The 12081-nt window shown below is 58.9% G+C and carries 13 protein-coding genes; all 13 read right to left on the reverse strand.

The window, feature by feature from the left end:
- Nucleotides 1-21: 21 nt before the first annotated feature.
- Nucleotides 22-447, reverse strand: a complete 426-nt coding sequence (locus AAIL66_RS03730) for a DUF3613 domain-containing protein (RefSeq protein ID WP_343496032.1) — start codon at nt 445-447, stop codon at nt 22-24.
- Between the two features lie 17 nt (nt 448-464).
- Nucleotides 465-2141: a hypothetical protein gene (locus AAIL66_RS03735; protein ID WP_343496033.1), complete on the reverse strand. Its 1677-nt coding sequence runs from the start codon at nt 2139-2141 to the stop codon at nt 465-467.
- Nucleotides 2138-3091: a type II secretion system F family protein gene (locus AAIL66_RS03740; RefSeq protein WP_343496034.1), complete on the reverse strand. Its 954-nt coding sequence runs from the start codon at nt 3089-3091 to the stop codon at nt 2138-2140. The genes AAIL66_RS03735 and AAIL66_RS03740 overlap by 4 nt, the downstream gene beginning before the upstream one ends.
- Nucleotides 3091-4056: a type II secretion system F family protein gene (locus AAIL66_RS03745; protein ID WP_343496035.1), complete on the reverse strand. Its 966-nt coding sequence runs from the start codon at nt 4054-4056 to the stop codon at nt 3091-3093. The genes AAIL66_RS03740 and AAIL66_RS03745 overlap by 1 nt, the downstream gene beginning before the upstream one ends.
- On the reverse strand, nt 4049-5383 hold the full coding sequence (locus AAIL66_RS03750) for a CpaF family protein (protein ID WP_034404589.1): 1335 nt from the start codon (nt 5381-5383) through the stop codon (nt 4049-4051). Before AAIL66_RS03750 ends, AAIL66_RS03745 begins: the two co-directional genes overlap by 8 nt.
- Nucleotides 5380-6717, reverse strand: coding sequence for a histidine kinase (locus AAIL66_RS03755; RefSeq protein WP_343496036.1), 1338 nt, complete (start codon nt 6715-6717; stop codon nt 5380-5382). The genes AAIL66_RS03750 and AAIL66_RS03755 overlap by 4 nt, the downstream gene beginning before the upstream one ends.
- A 28-nt stretch (nt 6718-6745) precedes the next feature.
- Nucleotides 6746-8110: a pilus assembly protein N-terminal domain-containing protein gene (locus AAIL66_RS03760; RefSeq protein WP_343496037.1), complete on the reverse strand. Its 1365-nt coding sequence runs from the start codon at nt 8108-8110 to the stop codon at nt 6746-6748.
- Nucleotides 8111-8113: 3 nt separating this feature from the next.
- Complete coding sequence (gene cpaB / locus AAIL66_RS03765) at nt 8114-9094, reverse strand: Flp pilus assembly protein CpaB (RefSeq protein WP_343496038.1); 981 nt, start codon at nt 9092-9094, stop codon at nt 8114-8116.
- Nucleotides 9095-9142: 48 nt separating this feature from the next.
- Nucleotides 9143-9679 (reverse strand): TadE/TadG family type IV pilus assembly protein, encoded by a 537-nt coding sequence (locus AAIL66_RS03770; RefSeq protein WP_046461605.1) that lies wholly within the window; start codon nt 9677-9679, stop codon nt 9143-9145.
- Between the two features lie 22 nt (nt 9680-9701).
- Entirely contained in the window at nt 9702-10130 is a 429-nt protein-coding gene (locus AAIL66_RS03775; protein WP_343496039.1) for an A24 family peptidase, read from the reverse strand.
- Between the two features lie 12 nt (nt 10131-10142).
- Nucleotides 10143-10322, reverse strand: a complete 180-nt coding sequence (locus tag AAIL66_RS03780; RefSeq protein ID WP_343496040.1) for a Flp family type IVb pilin — start codon at nt 10320-10322, stop codon at nt 10143-10145.
- 417 nt (nt 10323-10739) lie between these two features.
- Nucleotides 10740-11054 (reverse strand): helix-turn-helix transcriptional regulator, encoded by a 315-nt coding sequence (locus tag AAIL66_RS03785; RefSeq protein ID WP_034355129.1) that lies wholly within the window; start codon nt 11052-11054, stop codon nt 10740-10742.
- A 181-nt stretch (nt 11055-11235) separates the two neighbouring features.
- On the reverse strand, nt 11236-12033 hold the full coding sequence (locus tag AAIL66_RS03790) for a UPF0149 family protein (protein WP_280040516.1): 798 nt from the start codon (nt 12031-12033) through the stop codon (nt 11236-11238).
- Nucleotides 12034-12081 lie beyond the last annotated feature (48 nt).

Raw genomic sequence — 12081 nt, forward strand, 5'->3', positions numbered from 1 at the left:
GCAGAGAACCTCTCTGACCGCTTAGCGGCTACCACCTGTCTTGCTGCCCACCTGTGTTTCCGCGCTTTCCGGGATCTTGTGGGTAAAGCTCTCCAGATAGCGCTGATAGCTACGCTGGGCCACATCGCTTGTCACGGGATAGGCATTGCGCGATGCGTACTGCCCACTGGCCTGCAGCGCCAGCAGATAGCTGGTGGCATCGCCCACACGATTGCTTGCGGGTGGTGTCAGGGAAGCGTTGCCGGGAGCCGGTGTCTGGGTTACCGCAGCCTGTGCAGTTGCTGCAGGCATCGCTGCCGCACTTCGTGGGGCGCTCATATTGCTCACGCCCGTGCCGATGCCGGTATTGCTGCTGGCCTGCGCCAAGACGGCCGAGGCCATGCCCAGTGCCATCAACGTCAGGGTGAATGCGCGGGCCCGTTGGGTGAATGCTGTCTGCATATTCATGGGGACTCCTTGAAGGTTCAGGGCCAGGCACGCTCGGGTGCACTCTTCTTGGCAGAAGCTGCAGGCTTGCTGCCGACATCTTCATCGGGTGTCTCGAAAAACAAGCCACCCGCCGCTGCGCGCTGGGGCAGCAGGGCTTGCACGGCCTGTTTGCTACCGGATTCACCAGCTTGGCGAACGGCGGCAGGATGTGCAGCAGCCATCACCACCGCAGCGTCCGGCACTGATCTTGTCGGGCGCACGGGCTGGCGCGAGATCACGGGCTGCGGTGCAGACTCGGCGCGTGTAGCCTGCGCTGGTTGCGCCTGCTGCAGTTTGGCGGGCATCGCCTCGTTAAACAGAGGCTGTGCAGCTTTGCTCGCCTCCTGCCTGACGGACTGAGAAGCCGTCGCCACGGTGGCCTCCAGCGGCGGCGCAGTTTTTGCTATCGAAGCAGGAACTAGTTGCGCTTTATTTACAGCCATTTCAGACTGCTTTGGCGCTAAAGTCCTTTCCAATGAAGCGGCAGCTGCTACATCGACAGAAGCGTCAATTGTCTGCACAGGCACAGGCGGCGCGTAGGCATAGGTTTGCGGAGCTGCAGGCATCAATTGGCTCGCCCCCTGACCAGGGTGACGTGGTCGCCCTGCATCGAAGCTGCCGCCAGAGACCATCCACTGACCACCACTGGGCCCCCGCACCACATTCCGCGCCATCATGGACGCAGCTGCGGGCAGCGGCAACGGGGACTGGGACATTTGAGCAGGAGGCTGCACAGACTCCGCTGCCTTGACTACCACTACCGGAGCCTTTGCGGCTTCAGGCTCCGGTGCGGGCTTTTTTGCGGCGGGCACCTCCTGCGCTGCAGCAGGCTCCGGCACTTCGGCGGATTTCCCGGAACTGGCCACGGCCTCGGGCGCGGTCTTCACTTCCGGACGGGAGAGGTTGACGACCTTGCCGGTCGCAGCTGCGGCAGGCTTTGCCGCGGCCAGGCTTGCAGTTCTCAACCACTCCCCAGCCTGCTCCTTGACCAGTTGCTGGGTCTGTGCGTCCAGCTTGCGCTGGCGCATGAATTCCTCGGCCTGTGCGCTCTGGCCGCTGACCATCATGAACAGGCTCAGATTGACATTGGCCTGAGCGTCCTCGGGGTTGAGCTGCGCCGCCTGCATCAAGGGGATGCGCGCTGCATTCAGATCACGCGCACGCAGATAGGCATAGCCCAGATCGGTCAACAGGCGCGAGTCCACGGGATTGCTCAAGCGCGCCTGCTCCATCTGCAGAGCGGCACTGCGAAAGTCGCCCTGCTCTGCGGCCACACGGCCCAGGCCGTAGCGTGCGGCTCCGTCCTTGGCGCTGCCCAGCAGGCCCTGGTAAATGGGGATGGCCGCACTGAGCTGCCCCACCTGACGCAATGCATCGGCGCGCAACAGCCGCGAATCGCTGGAAGCGCCCCACTGCTTGTCCAGCGCATCCAGGTGCGCAATGGAGGCATACCAGAGCGACTTGGACTGCATCTGCTTGACCAGAGCGAGGTAAGTGTCCTGCGTGTCGACCACCGCCTCCTTCTCCAGCGGTCTATCTGCTGCGGCCTTGGCTGCGGGCGACAACACGGGCTGGCTCTGCCCCAGCAGATTACCCATGCTGGAGCAGCCCGACAGCAGGGCCATGGTTGCAGCGGCCAATGGCAGCATCAGATATCGGCTTTCTTTTTTCATTTTGTTATCCCTCCCAGTGCCCGGATCACGGCAAGGAATCCCGGTCCAGCTGTAATGATGATCAGGGCCGGAAGCAGCGTCACCACCATGACGCCAGTCATCTTGACCGAGATCTTTCCTATCAACTCCTTCATCTTGGCCTTGCGCTGCTCGCGCAGACGTTCGCCAAAAATACGCAGCGGCTCCTGCACGGCACCGCCGTATCTGTCGATCTGAATCATCAGCGATGTCAGATTGGCCAGGTTGTCGTTCTGATAGACCTCGCTCATGCGAGCAAAGGAACGCTCACGCGTGCTGCCCCGGCTGTACTGCTGGCTGGCCAGCTGTATCTCTCGTGAAAGCACAGGCATGACATTGCCGAAATCGGTGCCAATCACCTGCAGGGTCTGGTCCAGACTCATGCCCGTGCCTTGCAACAAGCCCAGCAAATCGACAAACAAAGGCAGCTCGCGGGCGACGCTGGCCCTGCGACGGCGAGCCACGCTGCGCAGCACCCATTTGGGAAGCAGAAAACCTATGGTGAACGCAGCAAACAGGTAAAGCAGAAATAGCTTGCTGCCCGAGAAAACAAAGGCAGCAAGCAGTACAAGCAATACAGAGACTACGCAACGCGCTATCAGGTATTGCAGCTGCGCGCGAGTTGATCCCCAACCGCATTTGCTCAGCAAAATGCGGTCTTCCTCGGCAACCAATGCCTTGCCAAGCGAGGTATTGAGCCAGTGCGCAGGCAGGTCGCCATCGCCATTGAGCGAGCGCAGCAGATCTGCGGGCCTGGCAGGCGCCGTCGTCGCATTCGCCGCCGTTGAACCGCTGCGGCTCAGCGCATCCCGCACAACCTGACTGCTGCGTTCACGGCGCTGATGCGCATAGGCAATCAACGCCGCACTGATCAGCGCCGCCAAGGCCAGAAATGCCACGCTCAGCATCAGCAAAAGACGGGATGTCTCCATCAATCTGCTCCCTCATCCAGCTTGGCCATGCGGTAGAGCAGCACCACACCAAGGATTTGTAGGACCGCCGCCGCCCAGATAAAGTTGCGCCCATTAGCGTCGTTCCACATGCGCAGAAAGTAGCTCGCGTTGAAGGAAATGATCAGACAGCACACAGCCACCGGCAGCAGGCTCAGTACCCAGGCAGACAATCGCGTTTCGGCCGTCATGGCAGAGAGATCCTGCTCGGCCTGTTCGCGGTCGCGCATGAAATTGGCCACACGCTCCAGCAGCAGATCGACCCGGCCGCCATAACGCACGCTGATGCGCAGAATAGCTGCCAGCAAGTGCAGCTCGTCCAGTCTTGTCTGCCTCGCTACATGGGCGACCGCATTCTCCAGATCCATACCCGCACGAGCCAGACTGGCGGCCTTTTCCATGACCGACTGCAACGGGTCTTTGGTGCTGGCTGCAGCCATCTGGAAGGCCGCCTGAACGGAGTTGCCAATGGTCACCAGGCGCACCGTGTTATCAAGAAAGCCGGGCAATTGCTGCGTGAGCCTGGCGCGGTACTTCTGAGCCCGCGCATAAAGCAAAAAGAAGAAGCCAATCCCCAGCACCACCAGCGCCGCACTACCGGCCAGCCAGCCAACAGCAAAGCCAACGATCAGAAACGCCACAGCAATCAAGACCAGCCCGCCATAGAAAAGTCCGGCACCGACCGTCCCCAACAAAATGGCGGGAACCGGCCAGCCTGTTCTTTTCTCGTTGCCCAGTAAGGCATCCGCCACTGAACCATCAAAAGCCGATGCCCCATTCTTGGCGACAAACCCGGCCGCAGCGGCCGCGCTTTTTTCCAGGCTCTGCTCCAGATGCCTGGTCATACGGTGCGTCCTCTGCTGCCGGCTGGCAAGCATCCACAGCGCAATCGCGGCAGCCGCAATCAGCAGCGCCAGACTCAGGAGCAAAAACGCATTGCTAGCCATGGCGCAGTCCCGCATGGTTGGCGCCGTTGCCTCCGGCGTGCTGCAGCACCGCGCGATAGCGCGCTAGCTTGGGCGTATGCGGTACCATGCCCAGCGTGGTCCAACGCTCCAGATCCTCGCCGTCGGGTTGCGGCAGCAGCTCGTGACGATAGAGCTCCTGCGTGGCAATCACGCTATCGATGATGCCCGTGACTTCGGTAATTGATGTGATGCGCCGCTTGCCATTGGGCAGGCGGCTGATCTGCACGATGAAGTCGAGCGCATTGGCAATCTGGCGGCGCAGGCTGACCTCGCTGCCCTGAAAGCCCGCAAAGCCGGCAAGCATCTCCATGCGGTGCAAACACTCGCGCGGAGAGCTGGCATGGATGGTGGCCATGGAGCCATCGTGACCGGTGTTCATGGCCTGCAGCATCTCCAGTACTTCCGCGCCGCGCACCTCGCCCACCACAATGCGATCCGGGCGCATGCGCAAGCTGTTGCGCAGCAGATCCCGAATGGAAACCACTCCCGCGCCTTCAAAGCCACCGGGACGGCTTTCCATGCGCACCACATGAGGGTGGGGCAGCGTCAGCTCGGCCGTATCCTCAATCGTCACCACCCGCTCATTGGCGGGGATAAAGCCCGCAATCGCATTGAGCATGGAGGTCTTGCCGCAACTGGTGCCGCCGCTGATAAGAATATTGCAGCGCTCGCGCACCGCCAGCTCGAGTAAGCGGGCCATGCCTTCGTCCATGGTGCCGAAATCGACCAGATCCTGAACCCGCAGCGGATCATTGCGAAACTTGCGTATCGACACCGCAGGCCCGTCCAGCGACAACGGCTCTATCACCACATTGATACGCCCTCCATCCGGCAAGCGCGCATCGACCATGGGCGTGGATTCATCGAGGCGGCGCCCCAGCGGTGAGATGATGCGGCGCACGATGCGCAGCACATGGGCGTTGTCGGTGAAATGCAAGGCCTCCTGCTGCAAAATTCCCTTGCGCGAAACGAATACGCGCTGATAACCGTTGATCAGAATGTCCTCGACCTCCGGGTCGGCCATCAGGTCGTCAAGCGGCCCCAGCCCCGACAGCTCCTTGTTCAGAGCCTGCGCAATCCATTGCACCTCCTCGTCATTGACGGGAAACCGCTGCTGACGCACAAACTGCTCCAGCTCCTGGTGTACAAACTGGCGCACACGACTGGTTGACCATTTGGCAAACACCGCGCCCAGCTCCTCCACACGCGTCAGCAAATGCTCGTGTGCGACGTTCTTGATCAGCAGCAGTTGCTTCGAGTCCGAAAAATGACTACCTTTTTCGGCGAAAACAATGTCCATGCTCATTCGCCTCTCCTCAATCGCTTGGCCCATTGCCCCAGAACGCCCGACGCTGGCGCCGCGACCTTGTCGGCCGCAACCGCTCCGCTGAGCAATGCTCTGGCCATGCTTCTGACACAGGTCACATAGGGATCACCGCGCAGCGACTGCGACAACAACTGTCCACAGCTGGCGGCATTCAGCAAAACCGTGGATCGATCCGGAACCACATGCAGCAATTCCAGACCAAGGCGCTGCGCGACCTCTTTGGCTGGCAGGCCGGCCTGCACATTGAAGCGGTTGAGCACCAGTTTGAGCGTGCTGCGATTCACACCCTTGGCATCAAGCTCCTTGAGCATCTGTGCCGTAGACACAATGCCTCCCAGCGACTGGTCACAAACCACCCAGCCCTGTCCGCTCTCGCGTAGCAAAGGCGCCAGAAAATCAGCCTGCACCATGCCGCCCAGATCAATCACCTGCACCCCAAGCAAGCTCTTGAGCGTGTTGACCACGCCCGCTGCAGCTGCAGGGCTGACTTCGCGCAGCATGCCCAGATCGGAAGGCCAGGCCAGAGTCACAGTGCCCGTGGAGTGCTTGGCAAAGGCCGATTCGATCAATGTCGCGTCCAGGCGGCGCGTATTCTGAACCGCATCCACAAAACTGAAGTCACCCGCGATGCCCAGATACAGCAAGCCATCGCGTGCAGGCAAGCCCAGATCCAGCAATACCGCATGTGCGGACTCATCCAGCGGCAGCTGACTTGCTCCAAAGGGCCGAGCAAGCTGTTTCTTGTTCTTGGCGCCTCTCACGTCATAGGCATGCATCTCCTGGAACATCACGGCAAGATGCGTTGCCAGCGTAGTCACTCCCATCCCTACACGTGCCCCCAGCAAAGGCAGGGAGAAACCTTTTGTTTCCTGCTCCAGAGCTACAGCCGCAGGCAGCTGACTGCGTACATGCATCTGATGCCTGATGGCGACGCTGGCCTCACTTTCGGACGCATCCCAGTCAATGAATTCAGCCACACCACAGCGCAGGGCTGCGCGCATGGACATTGGTTCTACGGCGGATCCAGCCCCCATGATCACCACCCCAGGGAATATGACACGCAGATCGCTGACCAGGGCGATGGCAGCCTCCGTCATGGGATCCGAGAAATCCACCACCACCACGCCAAGCCCTGGCGCCGAAATCGCAGTGTGAAGCGCAGCCAGATCGCCTGCCACCGGTATCACTTCCGCATCGCTACCCAGAGCACTCGCCAGCCAGAAAGCGTGCGATGGCGACTGGGTGACCAGCACCACTCGTGCATTGCCTCTCGCCGCCCCTGGCTGTGCGGTATTGAGTTGGGATGAGTCCATGCGCATATTCATGCCTCTACCCGGACACTCAGCGCGAGAAGCCTGGCGCCACGCTGGACGCCAGACCACCCGCCATCCATGGACCCCACACCGCAGGATCACGCTGCTCGGTGCGCCCAGGCAGCAGCGGCTCCACATTCACATCGCGCGCCAGCGGCTTGACAAGGCGCGGCGTCACCACAATCGCCAGCTCGCTCTCCTTTTGCTGAAACTCCTGACGCTTGAACAGCACACCCAGAATCGGGATATCGCCCAGCAAAGGAACCTTGTCGGTACCTGATGTGGTGTTGCGGCTGACCAGTCCGCCAATCACAAAGCTTTCGCCGTCGCCCAGCTCCACCGTGGTATCGGCACGGCGGGTGGTGATAGATGGAATGGTCGCGCTGTTCAGAACTATGGTGTTGGCGTAGTCCAGTTCGCTGGCCTCAGGCGCCACCTTGAGCACAATGCGATCGTTGGACAGCACCGTGGGAGAGACCGTCAAGCCAATGCCGTAAGGCTTGTACTGAATGGCCACCATGCCCGTGCCCGCTGGCACGGGAACCGGCACTTCCCCGCCCGACAAGAAATTGGCACTCTGACCCGACAGAGCCACCAGCGTTGGAGCGGCCAGTACTCGCGCCAAATTGTTGCCTTCAAGCATGCCGATGTTGACGCCAATTCCGGCCTTATCGAACTGCATCAGCAAGTTGAAGGCCTGAGTCAAAGGATTCGCTGCCGCACCCGTCGTGGAACTTCCGCCGCCAGTTCCATAGGACCCGCGTCCAAAAATGCCAAAGCTGAAGCCCGAGCTGTTGGGCGCCGTGCTGAACAGGTTGAGACCCACCTTCTTCATCTGGGTCTTGTTGAACTCGACCACCTTGACATCGACCTGCACCACATTGCTTTTGAGCTGGACACTGGAGAGATCGACGGTCTTGGCCTTGTCGGCCAACTGCGCGTTCGCCAGCTCGCCGGCAAATTGCTGCTCTATCAGGCTGGAAGCCTTGGCCGTGCGCAATTCCACTCGCTGCTGCACATTGAGCATATAGGTCTGCGCCTGCGCTTCGCCGCGCGGCCATACCATGAACGATGTACTGCCGGGCTTGAGCGGGCTCAGCAGGATCTTGGCGGCAGCCCCCTTGCCTGCACGCTTGATATGCACCGCCGCAATCGTGTCGTCACCGATTGCAATGCGCTCCACTCCGCCGGGCAGGTTCAACTCATGCTGAGCGCCCATGACCAGCTTGATTTCCCTGGCTGCTGTGGCTTGCTGCGCTCTGCTTTCGCCCGCATTGGGCACTTGCTGCGCAAGGGCCGGGACAGTGACAACACTCAAGGACAGGCCGCAGAGCAGATACAGCGGCTTCAGCGAAAAGGTGCGGGATGCGATTGAAACAGTCTTGTTGTTCATAGATCAGTACCGCACGGTTTGGGAGTTGGCGCCACGCACGAATTCAACGGGCAGGGAAGAGTCTGCGGAAGCGGTACGTGTGCGCGGCACTGCTGGCTTGGCAACCCCGGCTGTCATGGGCTTGGCCGCATTCATGCGCGCTGCCGAAGTGCCTGCAGACCCTGCCAGGCTGCTCATGGCCACACCGGCCTGCGCTGCGTCAGCACCTTCCAGCGGCGCTGCAACAGCTCCTTTGGACATGGCCACAGTCAGCACGCCGGGCAGCGGCGCAAACTTTTCCATATCCGGCTCTGTCATATCCGTCGGATTGCGCAGTGCGAGTACCAAGCTGCCGTTAGAGCCTCCCAAGGCCAGTTGACTCACCTCTGCCACAGGTACTGCAAGCACTGCAGTGCGGGCGTTGTCGGGGCCATTGGCCTGCTTGCCTTCTGCTTTCTCAGCCGTAGTCAGTGCATCGACTGACGCCGCGCCATAGGCCAGCACACGCTTGCGCGAGAGCAGCAAGCGCGCCTGGCTCTGGTCGATTTCATTGCCATCGCGGCGCAGTACAAAGAAGACGTCGACAAAGTCCCCGGGGCGTATGCGATTGCCGGCGCCAATGCTTTCATCGACCTTGACGGCGACGGCACGCTCACCTTCTGCAACCTTGAGGGCAAGGCCCGTCACCATCTGCCCTTGGAGTACAGGCGCGCCCTTGGGAATGTCCACCGCCGGCACAGAGCCAATAGCAGCCTGAATCTCGCCAAAAGCACCATCGGGCTTGACGGGCAACTGCGTGAGCTGCAGATCCTCGGCCTTGAGTGTCTGACCTGCCGGAACGGCCTGTGCAGCCACCACCACGCTCATGCCGGCATTGGGTTTGCTGTCACTGGCGGAAGCTGGAGCCTGAGGCTGAGGAGCCCTGGCGAGCATCCATCCATAAACGCCCAGAGCCAATGCCACTGCCAGCAAAACCCCGACCGCGATCTTTGCGACATTCACCATAACATTCCCTCTTATTACTTGGCTTCAAAGAGCAAGGCTTTATCGTTCTCAGTCAATCAAGCTAATTTGAGCGACCGCTTTTCCCCGCAAAAGATTGGGAGTGGGCAGACTCAACAAAGGCCCCAGTAACCTTGGAATCAGCGGTGCAGAGGCGTAGTTGTAGTTCACCTGCATGGTCACGCAGTTCACCAGGCTGGCATCGTTGGAGGCAGTGAACGATGCAGACCCCGTACCACATAGACCAGAAGTGGCGTACAGCCCCGCAGCATCGCTTACACCTGCGCTACATCCTGTAGAGCCAAAGCCAGCACCAATTTTGGAAAGCCAATCCGTCGCCAAAGCCGCAGTGGCACAGGCTGCAGTCAAGCGAGCCTGTAACTGGGCCGACTTGGTCATCGTGCCGCCCGTGGGAACCGAGGGATATCGCACTGCAGCTCTTGCCCCTTCGGCGGCTGCCAAAGTCAGAGTCTGCTGTGCAGCAAAGATCAGGCCATAAGTGATGATGGCGTAGAAGATCAAAAAGAAGATGGGAAAGAGAATGGCAAATTCAACTGCCGCCGCACCTTGCTGTTTTTTGAATTGCACGATTCCCTCCTTCCCTCTGTATTTACTTGCCTAGCATTAAAACTGTCACCGTTGCCATTGAGATATGAGCAACATAGGGCATAAATCTCTTTCTAACGAATACCAATTCATCTCTTCTCAACAAAAATACTCTTCTAGCTACCAAATGAATTATAGAAATAAAAACACTGACAACCCATATAGGAATCAATATCTTCCAGCCCAGCCACAAAGACAGCACAATAAAGAATTTTATGTCTCCGGCTCCCATCACCTTGGCTATCCAAAACGGCAGCAAAACAGCGATGACCAAGAGGATTCCAATCAAACTATCTACCCATGTAACCCTCAATGGGGAGAGAGATAAAATATCCGCATGGGAAAATATGCCAAGAATACCTGCAATCAGAATCAGCCAATTAGGAATTCTGCGATAGCGAATATCCCATGCAGATGCCAGAATCAAGATCAATAAAAATATCAATTATTTTGGTACTTTGGTTATGATGAAGTCTGACAGATCAGTAAAGAACGTTTTCAGTCCCCCAGTCAAAAATCCCAGGGCAGCGACAAGTCCCACTGCCATAAGGCCTGCAATCAACGCATACTCAATCGCCGTTGCACCTTCTTCATCACGCCAGAATTTGATGATTTGGTCTTTCATGATTAGCTCCTTCAACAATCAGGTTGGTAGATCGCTGTGGCTGTTTTCGACCACCGCGGAACCAATCTTACGAAGCCAGAAACATCTTGAAATATTTGAAATAGCTATCAACAACTATGCAGCATAGTTCTCGGCAATTTAAATCAATGTGCAAGCGAGTACTCCCACAGAAAAACCCCAATAAAAACAAAGACTTCAAAAAACACCGAGACGCATCTGCAATTTTCTTGACTCTTCCCTCACATATGTCTTCCGGTTCAATCTACGCAATCTTCATTTATTTCCTACAGATTAATAGATTTCGTCCTACATTCAATAATCGGGTTAACCCTTGTTTTTAAATGAAAAAACAAAAAGGCCTGCAGATAGCAGGCCTTTCTGAAACAAAAGAGATTGCTCAATAAAGTGATTCGGAAATCACTGCAGAGCTTTAATCAATTTGAGAGCAATGTCCTGCAGCGGTGGCTGCAGTTTTCTATAGGAGTCGAGCAAGCGCTGCTCATCGCTGGGTAGCGATGCGGTCTCGGAATGCAGGCCTGCCATCAATTCCAGCGCCGTGGTCTGCAGCGCGACGGCCAGTCTTGCCAGCGTGTCATTCTTGAGAGTCCGAATGGCTCCCGACTCGATCTGCGAGATGGCGGATGCAGTGACATCCGCCATCTGCGCCAGGCGTCCCTGACTCAAACCCAGCGCCTGTCGCCGGGCGCGTATGCGTTCACCTAAATGCGTCATCTATCCCACTAACTCACACTGCACGCAAATGCCTGCGCAAATATCGCGCGACTTTTTGAGCACCCCAACAACCGAGACGCTTTTATAGAAGGCCTTTGCAACCCTAACTCGGTGGCAGCAAGCAAAGACCGCCCTGCGCCCCTTGGGGGAAAGCGCAAAGCGCCTCAGGCGATGGCTCTGGTCAGGCTCCGTGGCATTTCTTGAACTTCTTGCCGCTACCGCAGGGGCAAGGGTCGTTACGGCCGGGCTGCTCGCCCTTGACGATGGTTTCCTGGCGTGGGCCCATGCTCTTCCACAGACGGTACAGGTCATACACGGCCCAGATGGCTTCGCCAAAGGCATCCACACGTTCCTGGCTGGTCGAGGCAGGACCGGCTTCGTCGTACAGATTCAGAGCCGGCTCGTCCGTGTCGTCCTCGGTCAGGTTGACGATGAACTCCATGGCCGCGTCCAGCAACTGGGCTGCTTCCTTGTCGCGTGGCGCGGCCCATTCGTCGGCCCAGTTCTCCACCACGAACATGAAACCCAGCGCCCAGACCTGAGAGAACGACGGCACTTCTTCGCCAGCCAGCTCGGCCTGTTCGGCTTCGGGCAGGATGGCGATGGCACCACGCGTGTCCAGCGCCTCGGGCTGGAACGCCGCGTCGTCGGCCAGGGACTTGATGTCGGCATCCAGCTGCTCGCGCACTTCGGCCAGGCGCAGCTCGAACAGCTCCATGAAACGTGCCTGCTGGGCCTCGTCCTTGAAGACTTCCAGCTTGGGCAGAGGCTGGCCTTCGGCCACTTGCAGGGCTTCGCCATCGCCCAGCAGCATGGGCATGTATTCGGCAGCGGCGATGGGGCGGCGCGTGCAGGCCAGAGCGGTCAGGAAACCGTCACAGAATTCCCACTGGGGAATTTCGTCGCCGCGGGTGCGCAACTCGTCGAGCAGCGCGTCCAGCTCTTCGAGCTGATCATTGCTCAGTGCGCCCTCGGGCATGTCGGCGAGAGCCGCGTCTTCTGCGGCGGAGTTAGGTGCTTGTTCTTG

The organism is Comamonas sp. F1-6 (genome assembly GCF_039581415.1).
GTDB classification, from domain to species: Bacteria; Pseudomonadota; Gammaproteobacteria; order Burkholderiales; family Burkholderiaceae_C; genus Comamonas; species Comamonas thiooxydans.